Annotated in this window: 24 protein-coding genes; 15 read left to right on the top strand and 9 right to left on the bottom strand. The window is 58.8% G+C overall.

The annotated features are described in order from the left end of the window. Window positions 1-135 precede the first annotated feature (135 nt). Both puuE and AC2FGE_RS14730 read left to right on the top strand, forming a co-directional pair. The gene (gene puuE / locus AC2FGE_RS14735; protein ID WP_496820080.1) at window positions 136-1,554 is read left to right on the top strand and encodes an allantoinase PuuE; all 1,419 of its coding nucleotides are present in this window, start codon (window positions 136-138) and stop codon (window positions 1,552-1,554) included. Next, complete coding sequence (locus AC2FGE_RS14730) at window positions 1,551-2,039, top strand: ureidoglycolate lyase (protein WP_496819968.1); 489 nt, start codon at window positions 1,551-1,553, stop codon at window positions 2,037-2,039. The genes puuE and AC2FGE_RS14730 overlap by 4 nt, the downstream gene beginning before the upstream one ends. 100 nt (window positions 2,040-2,139) lie before the next feature. On the opposite strand, the gene AC2FGE_RS14725 is transcribed toward AC2FGE_RS14730, so the two are convergent. The 3 genes from AC2FGE_RS14725 to AC2FGE_RS14715 form a co-directional block, all read right to left on the bottom strand. Then, the gene (locus AC2FGE_RS14725) at window positions 2,140-3,126 is read right to left on the bottom strand and encodes a type I glyceraldehyde-3-phosphate dehydrogenase (protein ID WP_496819967.1); all 987 of its coding nucleotides are present in this window, start codon (window positions 3,124-3,126) and stop codon (window positions 2,140-2,142) included. A gap of 54 nt (window positions 3,127-3,180) precedes the next feature. Beyond that, on the bottom strand, window positions 3,181-3,504 hold the full coding sequence (locus AC2FGE_RS14720; protein WP_496819966.1) for a hypothetical protein: 324 nt from the start codon (window positions 3,502-3,504) through the stop codon (window positions 3,181-3,183). A 101-nt stretch (window positions 3,505-3,605) separates the two neighbouring features. After that, a complete protein-coding gene (locus AC2FGE_RS14715) occupies window positions 3,606-4,436 on the bottom strand; it encodes a bifunctional allantoicase/(S)-ureidoglycine aminohydrolase (protein WP_496819965.1) in 831 nt (276 codons plus the stop codon). Between the two features lie 176 nt (window positions 4,437-4,612). Between AC2FGE_RS14715 and AC2FGE_RS14710 the strand changes: the two genes are divergently transcribed. Continuing rightward, window positions 4,613-4,969, top strand: coding sequence for a hypothetical protein (locus tag AC2FGE_RS14710; RefSeq protein WP_496819964.1), 357 nt, complete (start codon window positions 4,613-4,615; stop codon window positions 4,967-4,969). 5 nt (window positions 4,970-4,974) lie between these two features. On the opposite strand, the gene AC2FGE_RS14705 is transcribed toward AC2FGE_RS14710, so the two are convergent. Then, window positions 4,975-5,910 carry a 2-hydroxyacid dehydrogenase gene (locus tag AC2FGE_RS14705; RefSeq protein WP_496819963.1) on the bottom strand — a complete coding sequence of 312 codons (936 nt, stop codon included), beginning with the start codon at window positions 5,908-5,910 and terminating at the stop codon, window positions 4,975-4,977. A 124-nt stretch (window positions 5,911-6,034) separates the two neighbouring features. On the opposite strand from AC2FGE_RS14705, the gene AC2FGE_RS14700 reads away from it, so the two are divergent. Genes AC2FGE_RS14700 through AC2FGE_RS14685 form a run of 4 tightly spaced genes read left to right on the top strand, consistent with a single transcriptional unit; the run spans window position 6,035 to window position 9,734 of the window. Continuing rightward, window positions 6,035-7,270 carry an acyl-CoA dehydrogenase family protein gene (locus AC2FGE_RS14700; protein WP_496819961.1) on the top strand — a complete coding sequence of 412 codons (1,236 nt, stop codon included), beginning with the start codon at window positions 6,035-6,037 and terminating at the stop codon, window positions 7,268-7,270. A 6-nt stretch (window positions 7,271-7,276) separates the two neighbouring features. Beyond that, window positions 7,277-8,083, top strand: a complete 807-nt coding sequence (locus AC2FGE_RS14695; RefSeq protein WP_496819959.1) for a thioesterase family protein — start codon at window positions 7,277-7,279, stop codon at window positions 8,081-8,083. Window positions 8,084-8,103: 20 nt separating this feature from the next. Next, window positions 8,104-8,805, top strand: a complete 702-nt coding sequence (locus tag AC2FGE_RS14690; RefSeq protein ID WP_496819957.1) for a DUF1007 family protein — start codon at window positions 8,104-8,106, stop codon at window positions 8,803-8,805. Continuing rightward, entirely contained in the window at window positions 8,790-9,734 is a 945-nt protein-coding gene (locus AC2FGE_RS14685) for a nickel/cobalt transporter (protein ID WP_496819955.1), read from the top strand. Before AC2FGE_RS14690 ends, AC2FGE_RS14685 begins: the two co-directional genes overlap by 16 nt. Here AC2FGE_RS14685 and truA read toward each other — a convergent pair. Beyond that, window positions 9,731-10,495: a tRNA pseudouridine(38-40) synthase TruA gene (gene truA, locus AC2FGE_RS14680; protein ID WP_496819953.1), complete on the bottom strand. Its 765-nt coding sequence runs from the start codon at window positions 10,493-10,495 to the stop codon at window positions 9,731-9,733. The genes AC2FGE_RS14685 and truA overlap by 4 nt on opposite strands. A 107-nt stretch (window positions 10,496-10,602) precedes the next feature. On the opposite strand from truA, the gene AC2FGE_RS14675 reads away from it, so the two are divergent. The 6 genes from AC2FGE_RS14675 to ileS all read left to right on the top strand — a co-directional run bounded on the left by AC2FGE_RS14675 (window position 10,603) and on the right by ileS (window position 20,070). Then, on the top strand, window positions 10,603-12,018 hold the full coding sequence (locus AC2FGE_RS14675; protein ID WP_496819952.1) for a YcjX family GTP-binding protein: 1,416 nt from the start codon (window positions 10,603-10,605) through the stop codon (window positions 12,016-12,018). Then, a complete protein-coding gene (locus AC2FGE_RS14670; protein ID WP_496820078.1) occupies window positions 12,018-12,470 on the top strand; it encodes a GNAT family N-acetyltransferase in 453 nt (150 codons plus the stop codon). The genes AC2FGE_RS14675 and AC2FGE_RS14670 overlap by 1 nt, the downstream gene beginning before the upstream one ends. Further along, the gene (locus tag AC2FGE_RS14665; RefSeq protein WP_496819951.1) at window positions 12,463-13,452 is read left to right on the top strand and encodes a YcjF family protein; all 990 of its coding nucleotides are present in this window, start codon (window positions 12,463-12,465) and stop codon (window positions 13,450-13,452) included. The genes AC2FGE_RS14670 and AC2FGE_RS14665 overlap by 8 nt, the downstream gene beginning before the upstream one ends. Before the next feature lie 59 nt (window positions 13,453-13,511). Beyond that, a complete protein-coding gene (locus tag AC2FGE_RS14660; RefSeq protein WP_496819950.1) occupies window positions 13,512-14,222 on the top strand; it encodes a VIT1/CCC1 transporter family protein in 711 nt (236 codons plus the stop codon). 80 nt (window positions 14,223-14,302) lie between these two features. Then, on the top strand, window positions 14,303-16,993 hold the full coding sequence (locus AC2FGE_RS14655; protein ID WP_496819949.1) for a DUF2339 domain-containing protein: 2,691 nt from the start codon (window positions 14,303-14,305) through the stop codon (window positions 16,991-16,993). A gap of 164 nt (window positions 16,994-17,157) precedes the next feature. Then, the gene (gene ileS / locus AC2FGE_RS14650; RefSeq protein WP_496819948.1) at window positions 17,158-20,070 is read left to right on the top strand and encodes an isoleucine--tRNA ligase; all 2,913 of its coding nucleotides are present in this window, start codon (window positions 17,158-17,160) and stop codon (window positions 20,068-20,070) included. Between the two features lie 39 nt (window positions 20,071-20,109). Here the strand turns inward: ileS and AC2FGE_RS14645 are convergent, their stop codons facing one another. Continuing rightward, window positions 20,110-22,071: a hypothetical protein gene (locus AC2FGE_RS14645; RefSeq protein WP_496819947.1), complete on the bottom strand. Its 1,962-nt coding sequence runs from the start codon at window positions 22,069-22,071 to the stop codon at window positions 20,110-20,112. A gap of 118 nt (window positions 22,072-22,189) precedes the next feature. Here AC2FGE_RS14645 and AC2FGE_RS14640 point away from each other — a divergent pair, with 118 nt between their 5' ends. Together AC2FGE_RS14640 and AC2FGE_RS14635 are read left to right on the top strand one after the other, a co-directional pair. Further along, window positions 22,190-22,645: a methylated-DNA--[protein]-cysteine S-methyltransferase gene (locus AC2FGE_RS14640; protein ID WP_496819945.1), complete on the top strand. Its 456-nt coding sequence runs from the start codon at window positions 22,190-22,192 to the stop codon at window positions 22,643-22,645. Between the two features lie 75 nt (window positions 22,646-22,720). After that, on the top strand, window positions 22,721-23,185 hold the full coding sequence (locus tag AC2FGE_RS14635) for a hypothetical protein (protein ID WP_496819944.1): 465 nt from the start codon (window positions 22,721-22,723) through the stop codon (window positions 23,183-23,185). Here the strand turns inward: AC2FGE_RS14635 and AC2FGE_RS14630 are convergent. The 3 genes from AC2FGE_RS14630 to AC2FGE_RS14620 form a co-directional block, all read right to left on the bottom strand. Then, window positions 23,178-23,876, bottom strand: coding sequence for a CDP-alcohol phosphatidyltransferase family protein (locus tag AC2FGE_RS14630; protein ID WP_496819943.1), 699 nt, complete (start codon window positions 23,874-23,876; stop codon window positions 23,178-23,180). The two genes, AC2FGE_RS14635 and AC2FGE_RS14630, sit on opposite strands and share 8 nt — an antisense overlap. Before the next feature lie 87 nt (window positions 23,877-23,963). Continuing rightward, a complete protein-coding gene (locus AC2FGE_RS14625) occupies window positions 23,964-24,884 on the bottom strand; it encodes a tyrosine recombinase XerC (RefSeq protein ID WP_496819942.1) in 921 nt (306 codons plus the stop codon). Then, the gene (locus AC2FGE_RS14620) at window positions 24,881-25,588 is read right to left on the bottom strand and encodes a DUF484 family protein (RefSeq protein ID WP_496819941.1); all 708 of its coding nucleotides are present in this window, start codon (window positions 25,586-25,588) and stop codon (window positions 24,881-24,883) included. Before AC2FGE_RS14620 ends, AC2FGE_RS14625 begins: the two co-directional genes overlap by 4 nt. Window positions 25,589-25,749 lie beyond the last annotated feature (161 nt).

Below are 25,749 nucleotides of genomic sequence, written 5' to 3'. Positions count from 1 at the left end.
TTGTGACAGTGTGGCGCAAACATCGAAACAGGGGAAATGCCGAAAGAAGCCGAAACAGCGTTCGGTTTGATTTGATAATCATCGCTGGATTTCTAGGATATGCCTGTCGAAACAGTTCAGAGCTCGGAAATCCCCATGCAGCCACCGCGTTACCCACGGAATATGATCGGATACGGTGCCACTCCGCCGGATGCCAAATGGCCGGGAGGGGCAAAGCTGGCTGTGCAGATCGTTTTGAACTACGAAGAAGGTGGTGAGAACTGTGTATTGCATGGGGATGCAGCGTCCGAGGCGTTTTTGTCCGAGATCGTCGGGGCCGCCCAATGGCCCGGCCAGCGCCATTGGAACATGGAATCGATTTACGAATATGGCGCGCGGGCCGGGTTCTGGCGGCTGCATCGCCTGATGCAGGACCTGCCGATCACGGTCTATGGCGTGGCGACCGCTTTGGCACGGTCTCCGGATCAGGTGGCGGCCATGAGGGATGCCGGTTGGGAGATTGCCAGTCACGGTCTGAAGTGGGTCGAACACAAGGACATGCCTGAGGCGCAGGAACGCGCCCAGATTGCCGAGGCAATCCACCTGCATACCGAAGTTGTAGGCGAACGCCCTCGCGGTTGGTACACTGGTCGATGTTCCGAGAACACCATGCGTCTGGTGGGCGAAGAAGGTGGGTTCGCCTATGTCGCGGACACCTATGATGACGATTTGCCGTACTGGGTGCAGATCGGTGGTCGGGATCAGTTGATCGTGCCCTACACGCTGGACTGCAACGACATGCGGTTTGCAACACCGCAGGGGTTCAATTCGGGTGATCAGTTCTATGCTTATCTGAAGGACAGTTTCGATGCACTCCATGCAGAAGGTGAGGCCGGTGCCCCCAAGATGCTGTCGATTGGCCTGCATTGCCGTCTGATCGGGCGGCCAGGTCGGGTCATGGCACTGAAACGATTCCTGGACTATGCGCGCAGCTTCTCGGATGTGTGGTTTGCCACACGGTTGCAGATTGCCGAACATTGGGCCGAGACTCATCCGCCCGTTACCAATCCAAAGCCATCGCAGATGGACCGCTCGGCGTTTGTTGACGCCTTTGGAGGTATCTTTGAACACTCGGCCTGGATCGCGGAACGGGCCTATGATCTGGAGCTTGGGCCGGCGCATGACACTGCAGGCGGTTTGCACAATGCGCTGGCGCGCATGTTCCGCTCTGCATCTGAGGCTGAACGGCTGGGTGTTTTGACTTCGCACCCCGATCTTGCGGGCAAACTGGCGCAGGCCAAGCGGCTGACTGTTGAAAGCACATCCGAGCAAGCCTCAGCCGGGTTGGATGCGCTGACAGATGAGGAGCGTGCGGCCTTCACAGATCTGAACACGCGGTACACCGAAAAATTCGGTTTTCCCTTCATCATTGCGGTGCGGGATCATGACAAGGCCTCGATCCTTACGGCGTTTCAGCGGCGCATCGAGCAGGATCGAGATGCGGAGCTTTCTGAAGCCTGCCGTCAGGTTGAGCGTATCGCCGAGTTCCGGCTGCGGGACATATTGCCCTCATGAACCGCCAGATCGTCGTCACGCCGCTAACCGCCGCAGCTTTCGCGCCGTTTGGGGACGTGATTGAGCTGTCTGGCGACCCTGACAAGATCATCAATCAGGGGCAATGCGGACGGTATCATGACCGGGCGCTGCTGGAGTTCACCGACGGGCGCGCCGGGATCAGCTTGTTCAACGCCAATCCGCGCGCGCTGCCCTACGCGCTGGATATGGTTGAGCGTCACCCTGATGGCAGCCAGGCCTTCATCCCGATGACCCACCAGCCCTTTCTGGTGATCGTCGCACCCGATGAGGACGGCAAGCCCGGCACTCCGCAGGCTTTCCTGACACGGCCGGGGCAGGCGGTGAACTACCATCGGGGCACATGGCACGGCGTGCTGACCCCGCTACATGCCCCCGGTTTGTTTGCTGTGGTCGATCGTATCGGTGAGGGCGCGAATCTTGAAGAGCATTGGTTCGAAACACCTTATAAGGTGGTCGCAGGCTGATCCCGGTAGGCTCCCGCCGGGTCAGGACGCATCAAAGATGCACCATGACCCGTTGGGCCAGGCAGCGTGCGGCCAAGCCGCCCGCTGCGGGTGGTCTGGATCAGGCCGCTGCCATCAATTGGGCGACGTCCAGCATACGGGCCGAGAAGCCCCATTCATTGTCATACCAACCGAAAACGCGCACTTGGGTCTCGCTCACCATCCGGGTCTCGGGGCCTGCGATGACCAGCGATTCAGGGCGGGTTCTGAGGTCGGAAGAGACCAGCGGCAGATCAGTCCAGCCCAGCACGGCCGAGGCCTCTACCGCATTGCGGAAGGCCGCATCGAAAGCTTGCGCATTCATCCCGTGTTCGAGAGTCACAACAAGATCCACGGCTGAGACGCTGGCGGTCGGAACCCGCACGGCCGCGCCCGAGATGCGCCCGGCCAGATGCGGCAGGACAACATCGATCAGATGGGTGGCGCTGGAGGTGGTCGGCACCATCGACAGTGCCCCCGACCGCGACCGCGCAAGATCGCCGCGTGGCGCGTCGACCATCGGTTGGCTGTTGGTATAGCAATGAATGGTGGTCATATGACCTGAGACGATGCCGCCGATCTGATCCAGCAGACGCACCAGAGGCGCAAGGCCATTTGTGGTGCAGGATGCGTTTGACACAATACTGGCGTCGCCCAGTTTATCCTCGTTTGCGCCCAGAACCACCGTTAGCTCGGCCGCAGGCGAGGGGCCCGAGATCAGAACCTTGCGCGCCCCGGCCGCCAGACCCCGGCGGGCCACATCGGATGTGCGCGCAATCCCGGTGCAATCCAGCAGAACGTCCACACCCGACAGATCGATGTTTGCCAGATCAGAACTGTGCGTCATCGGCACTGAGCAACCATCAACTACGAGGGCAGCGTCGCTAGTCGACACATCCCCGGCATAAGGGCCAAAGGTGCTGTCGTATTTGAACAGATAGGCGCAGGTGTCGAGCGGTGCGATATCGTTGATCAGCACCAGTTCAATATCTGATCCTTGCGGCCGGGCCAAAACCTGCCGCAGGATCGTGCGGCCGATGCGGCCGAATCCATTGATCGCGAGTTTCATGCGCAAGCTATGGCAGCCAGATCAGGCGATCTCAATGAAAGTATTGTACCAATTTCAGCCGCAGCTGACCTGCGAGAAGAACTGCCCAGAGATGTTTTGATACATGCTGGTCACGATCGGTTTGCAGCCGGTTGCCTGTTGGATCGCTGTGATGGCCTGCAGGGTACGCAGGCGCGGTGGCGGACCAAAGGGGTTGAGGTTGTTGTTGTCGCGTGTGGCGCGGTAGATGACTGGCTCATCAGACACTTTGGTCACGGCCCAGGTGCGGCTCATTACAAAGACCGATTTGGTTTCATCTTTTGCTTCAACTGGTGTGGAAACCGAGGCGGCCACCAGTGCGATTGCGGCCAGGGCCATCAGAGGGGTGCGCAGTTTCATGGGCCAGTCTCCAATACTCGAAAAACGGAATATACTGGGATTTCAGCAAATTCCGAGGTCCGTGTGAACCCCTGCCAAGATAAAATACGATGAATCCGGGTCTAGCGCGACAATGAGAGTGGCATGTGCCGGTTCACATCCTTGTACAGCAGATACCGGAAACGCCCCGGTCCACCCGCATAGCAGGCCTGAGGGCAAAAGGCGCGCAGCCACATGTAGTCCCCCGCCTCGACCTCGACCCAATCCTGATTGAGGCGATAGACCGCTTTGCCCTCCAGAACGTAAAGTCCGTGCTCCATTACATGGGTTTCGGCAAAAGGGATCACGCCGCCGGGTTCGAAATTGACGATGTTGACATGCATGTCATGACGCAGGTCTTGCGGGTCGGCAAAGCGGGTTGTGGACCAGCGACCTTGGGTTCCGGGCATCTCAACCGGCGCTACGTCGCGCTCGCGCGTGATGATGGGATCGGGGGCGGGCAATCCGGGTACAGCCTCATAGGCTTTGCGCACCCAATGGAACCGCGTCACAGCATCTGATTGATTGTGCAGGGTCCAATTCGCACCCGGTGGGATATAGGCATATCCCCCTGTTTCTAAGCTATATTGCTCACTATTCAGGGTGAGCTGTACGGTGCCTTCGACGACAAACAGAACCGCCTGAGCCCGAGTATCGGTTTCCGGCTGGTCGCTGCCGCCACCGGGCTGAACCTCCATGATATATTGCGAGAATGTCTCGGCAAATCCGCTGAGCGGGCGCGAAAGAACCCACAGGCGTGTATCTTCCCAGAAGGGCAGATAGCTGGTGACAATGTCGCGCATCGTTCCCTTGGGGATCACCGCATAGGCATCGGTGAACATGGCGCGATCGGTCAGCAACTGATCCTGGCCGGGGTGCCCGCCAGTGGGCGCAAAATAGGTCGGTTGGGTCATGGAATGCCTCGGGCTGTCTTTTTGGTACTATGAGGGGAACGTGGAGTAGCCTCTAGCGCCGGGCTGACGATAGGTTTGTTCGGGATAATTTGAAGGTCCGGCCAAGCGGGGGTTGGCCCCGATTTAGCGTGGGTATATCCTTGTGCTGTAGTTTATCTCAGTTCAGCGAGGCATACATGAAAGCCCGGATCATATTTGTTTTGGCAATTGTCAGTGCGATGGGGTTTGTCACGACCGCATCGGCTAAGCCGCTCTCCCGAATCATTGCCGAAATGGGGCTGTCGCCATCGGATTTCGAGGTGGCGAGCAAAACTTCGCGCGCCTTGCTTACTGATGGCACTCCCAGTGTCGGCAAAGAGATGGGGTGGGCAAATGGCAAAACCGGATCACAGGGAACGATCCGCATCATTGCGATCGAAGGCAATTGTGTTCGCTTGGAACACGATATTCAGCCGCAAGGCGAGGAAGCCTCTCGCGGTGTTAGAACACGCCAGTGCAAGGATGCCGGAGGGAATTGGGTGATGGCCCCCTGAATACGCTAGTAGCCGCGCGCGCGGTCGACCTCATTCAACAAAGGCGCGCCTGAGCTAAGTCTTTGGAAATTTTCGGCCACATCCGATAGTGCGTCGCCCAAGTGCCAGCCCGATACATGTGGTGTGATCGTGACACGCGGGTGGTGCCAAAGCGGGCTGTCGGCTGGTAAAGGCTCTTGGCACGTAACGTCCAGAACCGCATGGCCTGGCGTGCCCCGATCCAGTGCGGTGATCAGCGCGACTTCGTCAATCAGATCGCCTCGGCCTGCGTTCAGCAACTGACTACCGGGCTTCATCGCGGCCAGCATTTGCGCATCGAACAGACCCACAGTTTGTGGGGTCGAGGGTAAGATGGCGCAGACGTGATCGCACCGACCCAGCAACTGGGGCAGGGCATTATCACCGTGCAGGCAGGTGACATCTTCGATCTGTTTGGGTGAGCGGCTCCAACCCAAGACCTGAAACCCGACAGCGCGCAGCATCCGCGCGGTACGATCCCCGATATGGCCCAGCCCCAGAACGCCGACAGTCGTATGAGGTGTAAAGATTGGCTCTTTCGGCAGCCATTCGGCACGGGCCTGTGCGGCCTCGTGAAACGGCATATGGCGCTGGGCGCGCAGGATGTAGGCAAGAAACCACTCGGCGATGCCCTGTGCTGGTGCATCGGGTTTCAGACGCGCGACCCGCATGTGGCTGGGCAGGTTTGGATTGCCAACGATAGTTTCCACACCGGCCCCAAGCTTTTGCACCAGTTTCAGGTTCGGCAACTGGCGCAAGTGGTCGTCTTTCAGGCCGACAACAGCAACCATCGTGATTTCATCAGCGTTGCCGATTGTGTCTGGCGTGCGAATATCGGCACCTGGTAGTGCGGATCGAATCTCATTGGCGATCTCGGCATCACTGATCCAGTTCGTGAGCCCGGTATCTATCAACAGCGCCATCGTGGTCCCTTCGTTTGAAAATGACTGGTGACGTTCCGTCACCCAACTGGACAGAGTCCCGACAGTTAAGCCATCCTCGGGGCGCGAGGTACAGCCCGGATTTCACGGGGCAGGAGGGATTCTCATGAATATGTCTTTTGGTCTGCGCGAAGAGAACCGCGCCCTTTTGCAACGTGTTGCCGATATGGTCCGCGATGAGATCATGCCGCTGGAAGAGGAATACCAGGCCGAGATCAACAAAGGCGACCGCTGGCAATATACCGAACGCCAAGCCGAAATTCTTGAAGGGTTGAAGGCCAAGGCCAAGGCGGCTGGGTTGTGGAATTTCTGGCTGACAGACAGCGACAAGGGGTTCGGGCTGACGACTGTGGAATATGCCTATTTCGCCGAAGAGATGGGAAAAACGCCGCTGGGCGCTGAGGTGTTCAACTGTTCCGCGCCGGATACCGGCAACATGGAGGTGTTCGAACGCTACGGGACCGAGAAGATGAAAGAGCAATGGCTGAAACCACTGCTCGATGGTCAGATCCGTTCGGCCTATTTGATGACCGAACCGGATGTCGCCTCGTCCGATGCGACCAATGTGGCGATGTCCTGCGTGCGGGACGGTGATGACTATGTTCTGAATGGCGAGAAATGGTGGTCATCGGGCGCTGGCGATCCGCGCTGCAAAGTGTATATCGTGATGGTAAAGACGGCCGGAGAGGATCAGCCAAAGCATCAGCGCCAGTCGATGATCGTAGTGCCAGCAGATGCAGAGGGGATCGAAATTCTGAGGCCCATGCAAGTGTATGGTCACGATGACGCACCGCATGGCCATATGCATATTCGGTTTACCAATGTGCGTGTGCCTGCAGAGAATATTCTTTTGGGCGAAGGCCGGGGATTTGAGATCGCGCAGGGACGGTTGGGGCCGGGACGTATTCACCATTGCATGCGTGCCGTAGGTCAGGCCGAAAATGCGCTGGAACAGATGTGCAAACGCTCCATGCAGCGCGAGGCGTTTGGCAAGAAACTGGCGCAGCTGGGGGCCAACTACGACATCATCGCTGAATGCCGGATGGAGATCGAGATGGCCCGCCTGCTGTGTCTGAAAGCGGCGTGGTACATGGACCAGGGCGATGCGCGGGCGGCGGCCCCTTGGATCAGCCAGATCAAGGTTGTTGCGCCGCGTGTGGCACTCAAGGTGATCGATGAGGCGGTACAGATGTTTGGCGGTCAGGGGGTCAGTCAGGATACACCTCTCGCCACCGCCTGGACCCATGTTCGGACCCTGCGGCTGGCCGATGGGCCCGATGCGGTTCACCGTCGTCAAGTCGCACGTGCAGAATTGAAAAAGCACACGCAGGAAAAGGTCTGATCCCAGATGGCCGCAGCGCTGGATTTCGAAGGTTTGGCCTATTTTCATCAGGTCGAAGATGGCGCCTTTGTCGGAAACGATCCGGCCCGTGGCCCTTGGTCAGCAGATCATTGTCATGCCGGGCCAGTTGCGGGCCTGATCGTGCGCGCAGCTGAAACCGAGGTCGGTGCCGAGAAGATGCTGACCCGGCTGACGGTCGATCTGCTGCGCCCCTTACCCTTGGCCGGGTTGCGTGTGGCGGCAGAGACGACACGACATACCAAGACATTGGCAACAACGCGTGTCACGGTCCACGATCTGGATGATACGCTATGTGCAACTGCTTCGACCATGCATCTGGTGCGGCGTGATCTTGGAGCTGTGCCCAATGTCGATATCATCGGGCCGCGTTATGACACGGCGGTTGATGGCCCGTTTCCCATCGGTGAGGTTCGTCACAAAAAACTCGGTTTCGCGCATTTCAGCGATGTGAAACACCCTGCGGGTACGCAGCATGGGCCCGGTCCGAAAACCGTCTGGATGCGCACGCCTCAATTGCTTGAAGGCGAAGCGCAATCACCCATTCAGTCGCTTTGCGCGCTGGCGGATTGTGGCAATGGCATCTCATGGAATGCGCCGACATCTGAAATGGGCTTCATGAATACGGACCTGACCGTGAACATCCACCGTGAACCAGCGTCGGATTGGTTGGCGTCCGAGGCGCTGTCACACTGGCAGCCGTCGGGTGTTGGTATGTCGCAATCCGTACTGTTTGATACCGAAGGTCCTGTTGGGACGGCACTGCAGACACTCATATTGTTCCCACAAACCTAATCCCATCGGCTGGTTTTTGCATGATGCGTGCGAAACGCGTTGCCGCTGTGAGGCCCGCACCCTATCTTGCGCGCATGCGTTGGCTGATACCACTCCTGACCTGTTGCCTGCCCTTACCGGCCTTGGCCCATCCGCATGTCTTCATCGACACCGGATTGGAATTTATCGTGGATGAGGCAGGCCAGTTAACCCATATCCGCGTGACCTGGGCCTATGACGAATTTTTCTCGTTGCTACAGCTCGAGGATATGAAGCTGGATCAGGATGGCGATGGTGCGCTGACGGCACGCGAAGAAGACATCCTGACAGGTTTTGATGCGGAATGGATCGAAGGCTATAATGGAGACCTTGTTGTAACTGCGGGCGGCGTCGCGGTTGCGTTGTCCGGTCCGCTGGAGCCTCATGCCACGGCGGAAAACGGGCGGATCATCACCTCGCATCTGCGCGCGGTCGAAGGCGGCGCTGTTTCGGCGGCTGCCCTGTCGGCCAAACCGTTTGATGAGACCTACTATACCGCTTACGAGGTGAACCGACCGGTAACCGTTACCGGGCCTGTATCATGTGTGATGGAGCGGATCGACCCGGATATTGATGGACAGTTGGCGCAGATGCAGGCGTTCCTGCTGACCTTGGATGCAGAATACGATCTGGAAGAGAATGATATCCCGCTGGTCGGGGAAAGCTTTGCCACCGAAATCCTGATTTCATGTCCAAATACCTGATTGTACCTGTTGCGCTTGCATGCGGCCTGTTGCTGTGGTTCTGGGGTAGCGGCGGCTTTGACAGCCTCGCGGCCTGGGCCGCCGGAGAGCAGCGCGAATTCCAGAACCAAATCGCGCGTGCCTTGCGTGCCACTCGCGCCGGAGAGCCCGAGGCCGTCGCAACGCTTCTGACCGTGTGTTTTGCCTATGGGTTCTTTCACGCGATTGGACCGGGGCATGGCAAGGTTCTGATCGGCGGATATGGCCTGGGCCGGCGCGTTGCATTCTGGCGCTTGTCAGCCATCAGTGTGCTGTCGAGCCTCGGGCAGGCGGTTACGGCAGTGGTTCTGGTTTATGCGGGGGTCCTTGTTTTTCAGACATCGCGTGAGGCGCTTGTGGGCGCGACCGAACAGGTTATGGCCCCAATCAGCTACGCTGCAATTGCCGCAATTGGGCTTTGGCTTGTTTTCAGGGGCACGCGCAGTTTTGCAAGGCGATCACGTAATGCTGTCGAGCCTGCGCAGGCTCATACTCATACTCATGGTCATGCCCACGATCATGACCATCACGACAAGGGTGAGGTCTGCTCGGATTGTGGCCATCGACACGGCCCCAGCGCGGAGGAGGTCGCCAATGTCGGTAGTGTTCGCGAAGCGATCATCCTGATCGCGGGGATCGCTGCACGACCTTGTACCGGAGCGCTGTTTGTCCTGATTCTGACATGGCAGATGGGCATCGCCTGGGTCGGAATCGCCGGGGCGTTTGCTATGGCACTGGGCACCGCACTGGTAACCACATTGGTGGGTTGGACGTCTTTTGGCCTGCGCGGCGGTTTGCTTGCTTCGGCTTCGGCCACACGATTCGCGTCGATCCTGGCCCCCACCATCGAACTGGTGGCTGGGCTTGTGATTGTTGTGATTGCCAGCGGTCTTTTACTTCGCGCGATCTAGAAGACCGGATCGGGATACCCAACCCGCGCCAGATACAGCCCCTGCGGCGGGCAAACCGGCCCGCAGGCGGAGCGATCTTCGGCTTCCAGCGCGTTGCGCACATCCTCAGGCGACCACGACCCTGCGCCAACACGTTCCAACGTGCCAACAAAGCTGCGCACCTGATTGTGCAGGAATGACCGCGCCCGCACGTGGAAATGAACCTCGGGGCCCGAGAAACCCTGCACCTGTTCCACCCGCAACTCATCCAGAGTTTTCATTGGGCTGGCCGCCTGACAGATCGAGGATCGGAAGGTGGTGAAATCATGCCGTCCGATCAGCATATCAGCACCCGCCTGCATGGCTTCGACATCCAGCTGATGGTTGATCTGCCAGACCTGCCCTTTGTCATGGGTAGCAGTCGCGCGGCGCATCAGGATGCGAAACAGGTATTGACGTTCAACCGCCGTGAAGCGCGCGTGCCAGTCGTCATCAACCTGCGCTGCCTGAACAATCGCTACCGGCTGCGGCTTCAGGTGATAGTTCAACGCCTCGGACAGGCGGAACGGATCCCACTCTTTGATCAGATCGCAATGGGCCACTTGCCCCAATGCATGTACGCCCGCATCCGTGCGCCCGGCGGCAGCAATGGTGTGATCGCCCGGTTGAATGCGGGACAGAGCGTGCTCGATGGCCCCCTGAACCGAGGGCAGCTCTTTCTGGCGCTGCCATCCGGCAAACGGCTTCCCTTGGTATTCGACTTTCAAAGCATATCTGGGCATGGGCCGCTGGTAGCGCGCAGCGCGCGAACGGGCAAGGGGGCGAAAGCGCTGGCATGTCCGGCAGCGGCTACCTATCTTGGGCGAAACGATTATTGCGGGGCGACAATTTGGTCATCTCATCCCTGGCAGACAGTCTTGTGCGCGGCGTCGAAACCATCGGCGACAGCGTGTCCGAGACGTTTTTCGAGCCGGTCATCCGACTGGGCGTCACCGGTTTGGCGCGCTCTGGCAAGACGGTATTTATCACGTCGCTGGTGGCAAATCTGCTGGACAGGGGCCGCATGAGCGGCCTGGTCGCGCAGCAAGAGGGACGCATCAACGCGGCCTACCTGCAGCCGCAGCCAGACGATACGGTCCCGCGGTTCGACTACGAGTCTCACCTCTCCGACCTGACAGGCCCACAGCCGCACTGGCCCGAAAGCACGCGCGCGGTGTCCGAGTTGCGCCTGTCGTTCAAGGCGCGACCTGCGGGGTTGCTGGCAGGGCTTCAGGGGCCGCGCACCGTACATCTGGATATCGTGGACTATCCCGGCGAGTGGCTTCTGGATCTTGCGTTGCTGGACAAATCCTACGCCGATTGGTCGCAGGAGACCTTGGCGCGCATCGAAAACCGCCCTGAGGCGGCCGGGTTTTTGCAACAGGCCCTTGCGACCGATCTGACGGCTGTTCATGATGAACCCACTGCGCAAGCCTTGGCTGCCGCCTTCACGACTTACTTGAACACGGCGCGGGACGCCGGGTTCTACGACTGTACGCCGGGGCGGTTCCTGCTGCCGGGCGATCTGACGGGCTCTCCGGTTCTGACCTTTGCGCCCTTGCCGGTGACGGAAGTATCGCGCCGCCGTACCTTGCAGCGCGAGATGGAGCGGCGCTACGAAGCTTACAAGGCGCAGGTGATAAAGCCCTTTTTCCGCGATCATTTCTCTCGCATCGACCGCCAGGTGGTGCTGGTCGATGCGTTGGGCGCGATCCACAAAGGCCCGCAAGCGGTCGAGGATATGCGCCGCGCCATGGGCGATATCCTGTCGGCGTTTCGTCCGGGGCGCAACGCGTGGCTCAGCCAGTTGCTGCTGGGCAAACGGGTCGAACGTATTTTGTTTGCGGCCACCAAGGCGGACCATCTGCACCACACGCAGCACCCCCGCCTGACCGCGATTATGGAGGCGCTAACACGTGAGGCGCGCGACCGGGCGAGCTTTGCAGGCGCCGAAACAGCGGCGCTGTCACTGGCTTCCTTGCGGGCCACAACCGAAGAGATGCGCAGTCATGAAGGGGCCGAATTGCCCTGCGTGCGCGGCAGGTTGCAGGACAGTGGTAAACAGGCGGCGTTTTACCCCGGCGAGTTGCCGGATGACCCGGCCCATCTGCTCGGCCCAGCCCGAAACGGGGCCGAGACATGGTTGGGGGATGACTTTGGTTTTATGAGGTTTGCCCCGGCACAGCTGACCCTGCGCCCCGGCGATGGCCCGCCACATATCCGGCTGGACCGCGCGGCGCAGTTCCTGATCGGAGACCGCCTGTGATGGTCACGTTGCGCCCTGCCTGCAGCACCGATGCCGGGAAGACCGGGGAAATCCTACACGGGTTTGCCCGCGAAAACGACTGGATGCCGGAACTGCATAGCTGCGCAGAAACCATCGCCTTTTGCGGTTGGATGATTGATCAGGGTTGGGTCACGGTGGCCGAAACCCCGGACGGGGTGGTTGGGTTTCTGGCGTTGAACGGATCGGATATTCATTCGTTGTACCTGAGGGCCACTGCCCGGGGGCAGGGGATCGGTACACGCCTGCTGGATCATGCCAAGGCGCAGCACCCGCAACTCAGCCTGTTCGCTTTTCAGGCAAATATCGGCGCGTGCAGGTTCTACGAACGTCATGGCTTTGCCGAGGTTGCCCGCAGCGATGGGATCGACAACGATGAAAACATGCCGGACATCAAATATGTCTGGCATAGCGAAAGGGCAGCACATGGCTAAAGGCCCGGTTCTAATTGATCTCGAAGCAGAGGAACCCGTCACCGATGTGGCCATGGCCCCACCGGTGCCTGACCTTGCTCAGCCCCAGGGTCAAGCGATGCAAAGCGCGGCGCGTTTTGCCGCGCGCAAGCACTCAGCCCTGTCGCGTTGGTTCTGGGGGCTGGCGCTGGCGGTTATTGGGGCCACGATCTCGATCGCCGCCTGGGATTTCACCACCTCACTGGTCGCCCGCGCGCCTGTTCTGGGGTGGATCGTCACCGGGCTGATCGGGGCGCTGGTTTTTGTCGCGTTGATCATCGCGATCCGGGAGTTGGCAGCGATTGGTCGCCTGACCCGCGTCGATGGTTTGCGCCGCGCTGCCGATGAGGCGCTGACCGACGCCGATCTGGCCAAAGCCCGCGCTGTCACGACCCGGCTGATCGCTTTCTACAAAGGGCGGAATGAGACCCAATGGGGTCGCGACCGATTGTCCGAGCGGATGCCCGAGCAGTTTGACGCATCAGGCCTGTTGGCTTTGGCCGAGGATGAGTTACTGGCCCCGCTAGACGTCGCCGCAAGCCGCGAGGTTGAGGCCGCAGCGCGTCAGGTAGCGACGGTGACGGCCTTGGTGCCCTTGGCTTTGGCGGATGTGGTGACCGCCCTTGCAGCCTCGTTGCGGATGATCCGGCGGATCGCGGAAATTTATGGCGGACGCGCCGGATTTCTGGGCAGCTGGCGTCTGACCCGTGCGGTGTTTGTGCATCTGGTCGCAACTGGCGCGGTTGCGGTGGGTGATGACCTTTTGGAACCGGTGCTCGGTGGCTCGGTACTCAGCAAACTGTCCCGCCGGTTTGGCGAGGGGTTGGTGAACGGCGCGCTCAGCGCCCGAGTGGGCGTCGCCGCGATGGAGGTGTGTAGGCCCTTGCCTTTCTCGGACCGCCACAAGCCATCGACCCGCGCCGTGATCAAGCGGGCATTGAAGGGGCTGTTTTCCAAGGGTTGATCTGACGCAAAGCGCATCTGACAGCCCTTCGTCACACTGAACGGGACGGAGGGCCAGCCATGACAGAACACGGTCACAGCCAGCAGGAGATCGCACAGCGGATCAACGCACCACCGGGCCGCGGCGTTCTGCGCGATGTGGTTTATGGGGGTATCGACGGTTCGGTCACCACATTTGCCATCGTGGCTGGGGTTGCCGGCGCGGGGCTGTCATCGTTTGTCATCGTGGCGCTGGGGCTGGCGAATGTTCTGGCCGATGGTTTCTCGATGGCGGCAGGGAACTACTCGGGCACCAAGGCTGAATTGGACAACATCAAACGCATTCGTGCGATCGAAGAACGCCACATTGCGCTCTACCCGCAAGGGGAACGGGATGAGGTGTGTGAGATTCTGGCGCAGAAAGGTTTGTCAGGGTCTGTGTTGGACGACGCAACAGCTGCCATCACCTCGAACCACGAAAGCTGGATCAATCTTATGATCGAGGGCGAATACGGGTTGGGCAGCGTCGATCCGCATCCCATCAAGGCAGCGCTGGCGACGTTTTTTGCTTTTCTGGTGGCTGGTTTGATCCCGTTGTTACCCTTTTTGATCGCACTGGAGAACGCCTTTGTAATCTCGGCTTGGATGACGATGGGTGTGTTCTTCGCCATTGGCGCGTTGAAAAGCCGATGGTCGTTGGTGCGTTGGTGGAAATCCGGGTTTGAGACGCTGCTGATCGGCGGCGCAGCGGCGGCGATTGCCTATCTGGTGGGTTCGCTGTTTCATCCCTGACCGTTTTGGCCGGAATTCCTGACTGTTGCTCTGGGGCACACGCGGTGTAGCTTGCGCCGATAACAGCTACGGAGCTTCAATTGGAATCGCTGCTTGTTCTTCTTGGCCTGATTGTTTTGGCGATACCTGTCTCGATCATTGTGCTGTTGGTTGGGCAAACACGATTGCGCCGCAGGGTCGAGCAGTTGGAACAGCAACTTGTGGCCATGCCACCAACACCGAAAGAGGCTCTGCCGCCAGAACCTGAGGTTCAGTCGGAGGAGCCTGCACCTGCAACGGAGCCTGCTCAATCGCCCTGGCCCGCTGTCAAGATCGAACCTGAGACAAGCGAAGTGGAGGACACGCAAGGCGCGGTTGTCTTTCGGCAGGATCGGTTTGCCGCGCTTTGGGGCTGGCTGCGTGAAAACTGGTTCTATGCCGTCTCAGCCCTGTCCTTGGCGCTGGCCGGAATTTTTCTGGTTCAATACGGGGTTGAGAACGGTTTGCTGCCGCCATCGGCACGTGTTGCCGCCGCTTTGGCCTTTGGCGCGGTCCTGATCGCTGCTGGTGAATATGTCCGTCGCAGGTTTGGCGATGATGAAGACGCGAGCACAGCCTATCTGCCATCCGTCTTTTCTGGCGCGGGCCTGGTAACCTTGTTCGGAGGTGTTCTGGCCGCCCGGCAGCTGTACGACCTAATTTCACCCGAAACCGCACTGGGCGGCATGGTGTTAATCGCACTTCTGGGATTGGTTCTTGGTTGGTTTCATGGTCCGTTGCTGGCCGCCGTTGGCTTGCTGGGCGGTTTTGCAGCGCCCTTTACGGTCGGCGGATCTTCGGATGATCCAACCTGGCTGTATGGATACTTCATCATTCTCACCCTTCTGGGGCTGGGTATCGATACCGTACGCCGCTGGGCATGGATCACGGTTTTGACCTTGTTTGCTGCCTATGTGTCCAGCCTGCTGCTGGTTTTGTCTTCGCCGTTAACGGAACCCGGATATCTGACCTGCGCCACGGCACTGGCGGTGCTGGCGATTGCGGTCCCCGCACGGCGCCTTTGGCCCGATCACACCGGCCCAATGGTGGCTGAACTGATCCGACGCAAGAAAGGGGATCCCTGGCCTGAGTTTCCGACCCGTGTGGCCTTTGCTGCAGTCGCGGTCAGTTCAGCGATCCTGTCGCTGCATTGGGCGGATTCGTCTGGCGAATTCTGGCTGGGCATCATCCTGCTGACAGGGCTTCTGCTGGGCCTGATCCTGTGGGGCAAAGATGCGCCCGCTCTGCAAGACGTGACCGTGTTCCCAGCCATTGGTTTGATCGCTTATGTGTTGATGCATGGGCTGGACGGAGGGATTGTGGCGCAGACCTTCGCGGCCACCTATGCCGAAACCGTTGAAGCAGATGCCCCGATGGTGGTCACTGGCCTTGTCGCTCTGGCCGCGTTGATTTCCATCCTTGCCGCCTGGCGATCCTTTGGCGCGCAGCGTTATGCTGCTGTCTGGGCCGTGGCGGCGGTGCTGTTTGCCCCGGCAATGGCCATAGCATTGGAAATAGGCTGGAAACCCGCCACCGTGATCGGCCCATACCCTTGGGCATTGCACGCTATCGCTTTGGGTGCGTTGATGGTGGGGCTGGCAGAACGGTTCGCGCGGGTTGATGCGGATAACCGATTGCGGCCTGCTCTGGCCACCTTATCCGCGCTGTCTTGCCTGGCCTTTGCCTGTGTCATCGTCCTCAGTTCGGCCGCCTTGACCATCGCGTTGGTCGCAACGATTGTCGTGGCGGCGGCACTGGATCGTCGGTTCATCCTGCCACAGATGAGCTGGTTCATCTGGGCCGGAGTGTTCACGGTGACCTTGCGTCTGGTGTTGGATCCAGGCTTGCACTGGGCAGACACTGCGCCCGTGTGGGAGATGACATTGGTTTACGGCGCAGCAACGATTGGTTTCGTCGCGGGCTGGATCCTGATCAAACCGCTGGACCGCCCCATTGCCACGATGCTGCTGGAAAGCGCCGCCTGGGCGACCGGGGGCATCCTGTTGTCGCTGCTTTTGCTGCGCTGGCTGGAAACCTTCGGCGAAGGCGGCGCGCAGAACAGCCACTGGGGCCTGGGCCTGCTGGCCGTCATCTGGTTGTTGCTGGCTTTTGCGCAAGTGCAACGGTTCGAATTGGGCGGCAAACTGATCTATCTGCGATATGGGCTAGCGGTGTTTTTTGCCGGTCATGGCCTGATGCGTTTGTTCGAAGCGTTGGAGATCAGCAACCCGCTGCTGAACCCTTTTGCCCAGCCGGTTCTCGGCCCACCGGTGCTGAATACGCTGGCCGTTGCCTATCTGTTGCCCGCACTGGCAATTGCGTTTTCGGCATGGCGTATTCCTGCGATGCCTCTCTGGTTGCAGCGCTCCTGCTATGGCCTGAGCATCGCATTGACGGCTGTTTGGCTGGGTCTGATGATCCGTCATGTCTGGCAAGGGGCTGATGGCATGTATGAGGGCAACGGGGTCACCCAGCCAGAGCTATATACTTATACAATGGCCTTGTTGTTGATTGGCGCTGCGCTGTTCTACCAATCTCTGGCGCGTCGGTCTGACCTGATGCGCAAGGCGGGGCTGGTGGTGATCGGGCTGGCGGTGGCCAAGGTTTTCCTAATCGACATCGCGGGCCTGGGCGGGCTGATCCGGGTGTTCTCGCTGCTCGCGCTGGGCCTAGCGCTGGCTGGTCTGGCATGGCTCAACCGCTGGGCAAAACTGCGCCATGGGGTGGAAGGCCCGGACCCTCTGGACCATTAGGCTCGGGCGTCCTATAAGCGCGGCCATGTTTGACCGTTTGGCCATCATTATTCGAATTATATCCCCGGCGCTCTGATATCGCGAGACGCCGGGCAAAGGTGCTTGAGTTATCGCACTGACCGCTTCGATCTACATACGACCAGACCATCCTGAGGACGCCCCAAATGTGCGCCGACACGACCCAAACGCCTGATTACAAAGACACGCTGAACCTGCCCAAGACTGAATTCCCTATGCGCGCTGGCCTGCCCAAGCGCGAGCCCGCATGGCTGGAGCGTTGGGAACAGATTGGTGTTTATGACCGCCTGCGTGAAAAAGAGGGCCGCACGCCCTTTACCCTGCATGACGGCCCACCCTATGCCAACGGCCACCTCCATATCGGCCACGCGCTGAACAAGACCATCAAGGATATGATCGTGCGGTCCCATCAGATGATGGGGTTCGACGCGCGGTATGTGCCCGGTTGGGACTGCCACGGCTTGCCCATCGAATGGAAGATCGAAGAGCAGTACCGCAAGAAGGGCAAGAACAAGGACGAGGTGAACATCGTCGACTTCCGTCAGGAATGCCGCAAGTTCGCCGAAGGCTGGATCGACATCCAGCGCGAAGAATTCAAGCGTCTGGGCATAACTGGCAACTGGCCCAATCCCTATATCACCATGGACTACCATGCCGAGGCGGTGATCGCCGACGAGTTCATGAAGTTCCTGATGAACGGCACACTCTACCAGGGGTCCAAGCCCGTGATGTGGTCGCCGGTCGAAAAGACCGCGCTGGCCGAGGCTGAGGTCGAATATCACGACAAGGAAAGCTTTACCATCTGGGTAAAATTCAAGGTCGTGAATGCGGGCGATCTGGATGACGCTTTTGTTGTGATCTGGACGACGACCCCGTGGACCATGCCGTCGAACAAGGCGGTCGTGTATGGCAAAGACATCTCCTACGGCCTCTATGAGGTCACCGGCGCACCCGACGAATGTTGGGCCAATGTCGGCGACAAGTTCCTGCTGGCGGACAATCTGGCTGCTGACGTTCTGGGCCGTGCACGTCTGAGCGATGACCAGTGGGCTCGCGTCCGTGACGTGACCGCTGACGAATTGGAAGGTGTCCAACTAACCCACCCGCTGGCCGGGGCCGACGGTGGCAATGGAGAATGGGACGACATCCGCGACTTCCGCGCCGCTGAGTTTGTGACCGATACCGAAGGCACCGGGTTCGTCCACTGTGCGCCGTCGCACGGTATGGAGGAATTTGAACTCTATCGCGATCTGGGCATGTTGGAGCATGTCATCACCTATAACGTGATGGACGACGGCTCGTTCCGCGCCGATCTGCCGTTCTTTGGCGGCAAATACATCCTGTCCCGCAAGGGCGGTGAGGGTGACGCGAACAAGGCCGTTATCGACAAGCTGGTCGAGGTAGGCGGGCTGCTGGCGCGCGGCAAGATCAAGCACAGCTATCCGCATTCGTGGCGCTCGAAAGCCCCGATCATCTACCGCAACACGCCTCAGTGGTTTGCATCCGTCGACCGCAAGCTGGACGATGGAATGGGTGAGATGGGTGACACCATCCGCGAACGCGCCCTGCGCTCGATCGACGAGCTGGTGAAGTGGACGCCGCAAACCGGCCGAAACCGGCTGTATTCCATGATCGAAGCGCGCCCCGACTGGGTTCTGTCCCGTCAGCGCGCCTGGGGTGTGCCGCTGACCTGCTTCACCAAGAAGGGTGCTCTGCCCACCGACGCGGATTACCTTTTGCGCAACGAAGACCTCAACGCCCGCATCAAATCGGCGTTTGAAAAGGACGGCGCAGACATCTGGTACACTGATGGGTTCAAAGAGCAGGTGTTGGACGGCATCGCCAACCCCGAAGACTACGATCAGGTGTTTGACGTTCTGGACGTTTGGTTCGACTCCGGCTCGACCCACGCCTTTGTTCTGCGCGACCGGGAGGACGGAACCGAGGACGGCATCGCTGATGTCTACATGGAAGGCACCGACCAGCACCGGGGATGGTTTCATTCGTCGATGCTGCAGGCCTGTGGCACCAAGGGACGCGCGCCTTACCGCAATGTGATCACGCATGGCATGACGCTGGACGAAAAGGGCATGAAAATGTCGAAGTCCATCGGCAATACCATCGTGCCCGAGGAAGTGATCAAACAATACGGCGCGGATATCCTGCGCCTGTGGGTGGCTCAGACCGACTACACAACCGATCAGCGGATCGGGCCGGAAATCCTGAAAGGCACCGCCGACAGCTATCGCCGGCTGCGCAACACGATGCGCTTCATGCTGGGCTCTCTGGCCGACTTCACCGAAGCCGACCGGATCGATCCGCAAGACATGCCGCGTCTGGAACGCTGGGTGCTCAGCCGTTTGTCGGAACTTGATGAACAGGTGCGCAAGGGCTATGCGTCCTTCGATTTCCAGGGTGTGTTCAGCGCCGTGTTTACGTTTGCGACCGTCGATCTGTCATCCTTCTATTTCGACGTTCGCAAGGACGTGCTGTATTGTGACGGCGATAGTGACCGCCGCCGCGCTGCGCGGACTGTTCTGGACATCCTGTTCCACCGCCTGACCACGTGGCTGGCCCCGGTTCTGGTCTTCACCATGGAGGAAGTCTGGCTGGAGCGGTTCCCGGGCGATGACAGTTCGGTCCATCTGGTGGACTTCCCGGAAACCCCCGCCGATTGGCGTAATGAAGAGCTTGAGGTCAATATGGCCAAGGTCCGTCGTGTGCGTCGTGCGGTTACTGCCGCGCTGGAGGTTCAGCGTCAGGACAAGGTGATCGGATCGAGCCTGGAGGCGGCGCCGGTCGTGCATGTGGAAGACAGCGAAACCCGCGATTTGCTGTCGACCTTCGATGTTGATGACATGTGCATTACTTCGGGCCTGACTGTCACAGGCGACCCGTCCCCGGCCGAGGCGTTCCGCGTGCCAGAGATCGAGGGTGTCGCTGTGGTGTTCGAAAAGGCCGAAGGTGCCAAATGCCAACGCTGCTGGAAGATCCTGCCGGATGTTGGGCTGCACACCCACCCCGGCGTTTGCGGACGCTGCAACGAGGCGCTTGGATAAACCTATCGCCCCCTCTGAAAACAGAGGGGGCACGCCTGTTCAGTGTCTCTTGGGATTGAACAGGTGAAACCCGATCTTGTCTCCGGTCAGTTCTTTCCAGACCTGATAATCCGTGAAGTATCCGGTATGTCCACCCGGATCGACATCGATATTTCGGTCAGCGGGAATCAGGTTTCCATCTATCCGCGTGCCGACAAAGTCATCCTGACGGAAGATGTTGAACCATTCAGCGCCCAGCTTTTGCGGATCGACGGTGAACATTTCCGGGAAATAGCGTTGATAGATATGCGTTACCGGCGCGCCCATTGTGATTAGCGTAACCGGGCAGTCACCGATCTGTTCTTTGACGCGCCCATCCATCAGCATCTGTGTGGCGATCACCGTGCCTTGGGAATGTGAGATCACCGTGATGTGGGTTGGGGAGAAGATGTCCATTGCGTAGTAGAGCGTGCGATAGAATCGGTCATCAATCGCCTTGCGATCGGAATAGTTGCGGCGGCGCGTTTTCAGGTCTTTTCTCAAAGAACACGTGTCGCGGATGGCATAGGTGACGATATCCCGCGCTACACCCAAACCGGCTGCGACAAAGTTGGAATATCGGTACAAGGCGACCGTGATCGCAAGCACGACAAGCGCAATTGTAGCCTGATAAGTGGCGAGCAGGTTTAGAAGATCACCCGCAGCATTACAGACCAGAGTATTCAGATCGTCGACCTTGACGATTGTACAAAAGGGATCTTGCCCCTTCCATTTGTCGATGATTCCGCGAAACGCAACGACTGACATGGCCGCGGCAGATAGCAGGAAAACCGCTTGCGCAGGCCGGTTCAGAATCGCGCGTCCGAGAAAGCTGTGCCGGTCTTGCAGATTGGATTTGCCCAAACGTCGACCAACATACACAATCAAACCAACGACGGCCAACACGACAATCGCTGCAAATGTGATGCTGAGGGTCTCCATCGCATCATTCAGATGGTTTTCGAACAACCTGTTCAAGCGGCTGTTTTTGAGCACATCAATCGAGCCAACGAGCTTTTGAATCGCAAGCCAGAAGCCCGAGATGATGAACATCCAGAACACCTGCATGCCCGAGCAGATGCTGGGATAGATGCGCCGATGCTCGGTTAGGCCATCATTGACTTCAAGCTTTGCCAAAGAGACGAAGTACAGAATTGCGGTGGTAAATATTGCAATGATCCAGCTGCCGGCGAGCAGGAACAGTTGGAAATCCACGAATTGCCCGATGTTGGCTCTGTTGCCCCAGCATCCCAACCCTAATGGTCCGGTTATCAAGCCGCCGATCAGGATCAGCCCGAACACAGCCATGCCGCGCCAGAACACCCGCCGCAGATAGGTTGGGGCTGAGTTCCAGCGCCAAAGACCCATTGTGGTCGCAATCGCATACGCGATGAGCAGGACGCCAAACAGCGCCTCTGTGCGCCCCGCCTCGGTAAACGGCTTGAGTTTTATGAGTGTGGCGATATCGATCATCGATGCTGCCGCACCGATCAGAAGATATGTGTTCAGTGTTGCGACCGCGCCGAAGAAAACCCAGGTAAACCAGTGAACAAGCAGGGCAGCGACAGTAAGCCGCCCGTCCTTAGCGGTTGGATCAACCCCATTACGCCTGTGGGTTTGTTCGACATTGTCCATCGCCAGATACCCAAGGGCGAGAACCACCCAAATCAGGTCAATCGCTGTTTTGATGCTGCCTTTCGGGGCAGGGGAACGATCCGCCCAGAAGACCTCGGCAAACAGGGCCTGATCCCTTGTGTCATTGGGTTTGGACACTTTGCGCAGATTGACCTTGAAGAGCTTGGCGTTGCGGCGTGATCCGTCGAAATTGCTTTCGGCCAGCTCGATCATCTCACGCTCGACTTCGATAGGCGGTTTGGCCTTTTTGTCTAGCCATGTGGTTGCCGCGCCAACCACCTGATCCACGGTTTCACCGGGTTTCTGTTCGCCGATGCCATGGACCGTCAGGACCAAATGTCGTCCCATGCGCGTAGCTCCAATTCCTTAAACAATGGAGTAAGCTTAGCATGAAATTGCCGAAATCCCAAAGCAGGCGCTGACGGACTCTCTTGCACTGGTTGCTCTGATCTGAAAGCCTTGGTCTATGGCCATGATCGCAGTTGAAACACAATTCGGAAGGTTAGGTGTTGCCGAGGTGGCTGGGGCCATCACTCGGTTGGTGTGGAACGGCCAGGATGACGGCGAAGCTACGCCTTTGCTGCGCGAGGCGGCAGCTCAGTTGCGTGCCTATGATGCCGGAGAGCTGACACGCTTTGATCTGCCCTATCACATCAATGGCTCAGAGTTTCAGCGGCAGGTCTGCGATCTGATGTATGCCATACCCTTGGGCGAAACCGTGACCTATGGTGAGATCGCAAAACAGCTTGGACAACCGGCTCAACCGGTCGGGCAGGCCTGTGGGGCCAACCCGATCCCGGTGATCATACCGTGTCACCGGGTTCTGTCGGCAACGGGTCTGGGCGGGTTCTCGGGCGATGGTGGGGTCGAAACAAAGGTCGCGCTTTTACGTCATGAAAAGGCTGCAGGCCTGTTGATCTGATAACCGGATTTCAGTTGCATTCCGGCGAGCAGGTGCACAACTTATACAAGATACCGCAGTTGAAGGGATCTTATGATGACCGAGGCAGATCGCGCTGCTCGCAAGAAAGCAATTACTGATAAGCTGATGTCGCTGGAAGCACAGGAGCTTGCCACGGCACAGGCGCACTATGACGCCTTTCTGAAAGATGCTCAGCTGGACGACCGCGAAGCGCATGACAAGGATGACATCGCGGCCTCGCGCGAGAATGCGGATTTGGCCGCCGCTTTTGACGCACCTGTCCACGCTCATCACGCCAAGATTGATGTAATCGAAAACACTGACTTTGGTTTGACCGATACGGTTCAGCCCGGGGCGGTTATCAAGTTCAACAATCGACGTTTCGTTGTTTGCGTCTCGACAACCCGTTTCGATGTGGACGGAAAAACCTATATGGGCATTTCAACGCAAAGCCCCATCTACCTTGCCATGGTTGGACTTCAGGCAGGTGATGTCTTCACCCATAACGGAGCTGAGTTCGAGGTGCAGGACGTTATGTAGCCTTGCGCTGTGGTATGATCTGCTGTCCGATCCCGGCAAAGACCAGATAGAGACTGGAGATCACCAGGCCCCAATGCGCCCAGCTTTCGGGGTGGAAATCAACCCAGGCCGCCCAGCCAGCAAAGAAGGTCCAGGCAAAAGCAATGGGTAGTGTCAGGCTGCGCCACCGCTCAGTCCGTACTGGGTGGACGAATTTAAGTGGTAGGAACATCGCAATCGACAGCAGTGTGACAAGGACCAGGCTGACCCAGAAGTTGGGTTCAAGCGCAAAGATCACGATCACAACCATGTTCCAGCATCCTGGAAAACCCGAGAACGAATTGTCTTTTGTCTTCATGCGCGTATCGGCAAAATACATTGCGCTGGCAAAGGTGATCACGATGATCGCAAACCAGCCTGTCCATCCATCCATCAGGCCTGACTTGAACAAGGCATAAGCCGGGATGAACACATAGGTCAGATAGTCGATGATCAGATCCAGCAGGACACCATCAAATTCTGGTGCGTTCTTTTTGACATGGTAGTGCCGTGCCAGTGGCCCGTCGATCCCATCGACAATGAACGAGACCACCAGCCAAAGATACATCAGGCTCCATTCACCTTCGACCGCGGCCAGCATGGCCAACATGGCAAAAACGGCGCCCGTTGCAGTAAAAAGATGGACGGCTAAAGCTTTGAATCTGAGTGTCATGCAGCTGTCATGTACGATGCGTGCCCAAGATGCAAACCAAAAGCCCGGTTGCGTGGCCTACTGCCCAAGAAACCTTTTTGGTCAGTGTCAGGCCTTGGGATGAGCGCGGTTATAGACCTCCATCAAGCGGGCGGTATCAACCGCTGTATAGGCTTGGGTGGTCGAAAGTGAGGCGTGCCCCAACAGTTCCTGAATGGCCCTCAGATCTCCACCTGCAGATAACAGATGTGTGGCAAAGCTGTGCCGCATGGCATGAGGTGTTGCGGTTGACGGCAGACCCAGCTGCATTCGGGCTTTGGCCATCACCCCTTGGATGGCGCGCGGGTTCAATGCGCCACCGCGGACACCGCGGAACAGAGGTGCCTCGGATGATTGAGGATGCGGGCAGAGGTGCAGATACCGGTCAACAGCCTCACGCGCGACGGGGATCACCGGCACGACGCGCTCCTTGCTGCCCTTACCCATTATGCGCAGGGTTCGTGGCAGTGGAGCATCTGACCCGGTCAGTGACAGGGCCTCAGAAATCCTCAATCCACAGCCGTAAAGCAGGGTAACAACGGCCGCATCCCGCGCGGCAATCCAATCTGATGTTGCTTGCAGTTCGACCGTATCGATCATAGCCCGGGCGGCATCCTCGGCCAGAGGACGGGGTAGCTTTTTGGTGAATTTGGGCGCGCGGGTGGACAGGACGGCCGTGGGTTCAAACCCTTCCCGTTCAGCCAGCCAACGGTAGAAGCTTTTGACTGCCGAGAGTTTGCGCGCAAGCGACCGCGCACCAACCCCATCTGCGCGCAGCTGTGCCATCCAGGCCCGCATATCCGAGATTGAGATGCGTTCAAGCGCCGCCAGTCCCTGACGATCCCCGTGATGGAGTGTCATGAAGGATAGAAAATCAGTGACATCGCCGCGATAGGCGGACTGGGTGTTGTCTGTTCGTCCGGCTAGTGCACCGAGGCTTTCCAGCCAGTGTTGCAGGGCATCCCTGCAAGCCGGTGAAATCAGGTTCACGACAGCCAGTGGCGCATCGAGCGTTCGAATACGCCAGCGAAGAAGGCCAGAAGATCAGTGCCAAGCTGTGGTGTGAAATGGCGCGGGTCAGTGGCGCCCATCACGATCATGCCGGGCAGGCGGCCTGCACCCAGATCCAGCTTGAGGCACGCCTCGGATCGCAGATGGTCGGCGTCGCTGCCAAAGATGCGTGGGTTGGGCTGCCGGATTTCGCGCAGAGTGACATCGCGCACCGTGCTGCCGCGATCCTGCGAGAGGTATTTGTTGACATAACCAGGTTCAACGACCGTCAGAACACCGCCCAGCTTGTCGATCGCCGGGTCGTCTTGCAGGATGGCCGTTTCCAAAACCAGCGTGATCCGCTCGACACGCAGAATTTCGGGAACTTCATTTCCCAGGATGCGCAGAAAATCCTCGAACTCGACCGGTTCGAGAAGCCGTAAAACGGCGCGATGGATCTGATTGGTGCCGGCCAGGTTTTCGTAGGCTGCAGCAATTACCGAACGATGCGTGTCTTCCAGCCGGTCCAAGCGCGCTTCGAGCCGCTGCATGGCAATGCCGCGCAGGTCGATCACGTTTTCACCGCGCGCCTGTTCATTGGCGCTGACCAATGCCTGCATCAAGTCTTTGTCGTCTAGCAAGACGTCTGGTTTGGCCAGAATCGCAGCGCGGAGGCTGTCTTCAAGTTTTGGGTTGCTGCTCATGTCCCGTCCGGTCGGTGTTTTTTGTTTTGGCGGCTTATAACATGATCGACCGGTTTTGCCTTGGGAAAAATACACCTTTCGGTGGAATAGTCGGCCTGTGTGGCGGACGCTCCCGCCTGCAAGAGCCTGATCACAGATCAGGCACCGGCAGTTGGGCCGGG

It is taken from the genome of Ruegeria sp. YTSA075, from assembly GCF_059610245.1.
Note: the sequence above shows the minus strand (reverse complement) of the source record. Positions and strands in the feature narration are given on the sequence as shown.

What these genes read in the sequence shown, in the direction of transcription:
- AC2FGE_RS14730 (WP_496819968.1), top strand. Translation starts at nt 1,551, where the DNA reads ATGAACCGCCAGATCGTCGTCACGCCGCTAACCGCCGCAGCTTTCGCG.
- AC2FGE_RS14670 (WP_496820078.1), top strand. Translation starts at nt 12,018, where the DNA reads ATGGTCACGTTGCGCCCTGCCTGCAGCACCGATGCCGGGAAGACCGGG.
- AC2FGE_RS14690 (WP_496819957.1), top strand. Translation starts at nt 8,104, where the DNA reads ATGATGCGTGCGAAACGCGTTGCCGCTGTGAGGCCCGCACCCTATCTT.
- AC2FGE_RS14620 (WP_496819941.1), bottom strand. Translation starts at nt 25,588, where the DNA reads ATGAGCAGCAACCCAAAACTTGAAGACAGCCTCCGCGCTGCGATTCTG.
- AC2FGE_RS14720 (WP_496819966.1), bottom strand. Translation starts at nt 3,504, where the DNA reads ATGAAACTGCGCACCCCTCTGATGGCCCTGGCCGCAATCGCACTGGTG.
- AC2FGE_RS14630 (WP_496819943.1), bottom strand. Translation starts at nt 23,876, where the DNA reads ATGACACTCAGATTCAAAGCTTTAGCCGTCCATCTTTTTACTGCAACG.
- AC2FGE_RS14660 (WP_496819950.1), top strand. Translation starts at nt 13,512, where the DNA reads ATGACAGAACACGGTCACAGCCAGCAGGAGATCGCACAGCGGATCAAC.
- truA (WP_496819953.1), bottom strand. Translation starts at nt 10,495, where the DNA reads ATGCCCAGATATGCTTTGAAAGTCGAATACCAAGGGAAGCCGTTTGCC.
- AC2FGE_RS14640 (WP_496819945.1), top strand. Translation starts at nt 22,190, where the DNA reads ATGGCCATGATCGCAGTTGAAACACAATTCGGAAGGTTAGGTGTTGCC.
- AC2FGE_RS14700 (WP_496819961.1), top strand. Translation starts at nt 6,035, where the DNA reads ATGAATATGTCTTTTGGTCTGCGCGAAGAGAACCGCGCCCTTTTGCAA.
- AC2FGE_RS14705 (WP_496819963.1), bottom strand. Translation starts at nt 5,910, where the DNA reads ATGGCGCTGTTGATAGATACCGGGCTCACGAACTGGATCAGTGATGCC.
- AC2FGE_RS14635 (WP_496819944.1), top strand. Translation starts at nt 22,721, where the DNA reads ATGACCGAGGCAGATCGCGCTGCTCGCAAGAAAGCAATTACTGATAAG.
- ileS (WP_496819948.1), top strand. Translation starts at nt 17,158, where the DNA reads ATGTGCGCCGACACGACCCAAACGCCTGATTACAAAGACACGCTGAAC.
- AC2FGE_RS14665 (WP_496819951.1), top strand. Translation starts at nt 12,463, where the DNA reads ATGGCTAAAGGCCCGGTTCTAATTGATCTCGAAGCAGAGGAACCCGTC.
- AC2FGE_RS14715 (WP_496819965.1), bottom strand. Translation starts at nt 4,436, where the DNA reads ATGACCCAACCGACCTATTTTGCGCCCACTGGCGGGCACCCCGGCCAG.
- AC2FGE_RS14645 (WP_496819947.1), bottom strand. Translation starts at nt 22,071, where the DNA reads ATGGGACGACATTTGGTCCTGACGGTCCATGGCATCGGCGAACAGAAA.
- AC2FGE_RS14685 (WP_496819955.1), top strand. Translation starts at nt 8,790, where the DNA reads ATGTCCAAATACCTGATTGTACCTGTTGCGCTTGCATGCGGCCTGTTG.
- puuE (WP_496820080.1), top strand. Translation starts at nt 136, where the DNA reads ATGCAGCCACCGCGTTACCCACGGAATATGATCGGATACGGTGCCACT.
- AC2FGE_RS14695 (WP_496819959.1), top strand. Translation starts at nt 7,277, where the DNA reads ATGGCCGCAGCGCTGGATTTCGAAGGTTTGGCCTATTTTCATCAGGTC.
- AC2FGE_RS14725 (WP_496819967.1), bottom strand. Translation starts at nt 3,126, where the DNA reads ATGAAACTCGCGATCAATGGATTCGGCCGCATCGGCCGCACGATCCTG.
- AC2FGE_RS14710 (WP_496819964.1), top strand. Translation starts at nt 4,613, where the DNA reads ATGAAAGCCCGGATCATATTTGTTTTGGCAATTGTCAGTGCGATGGGG.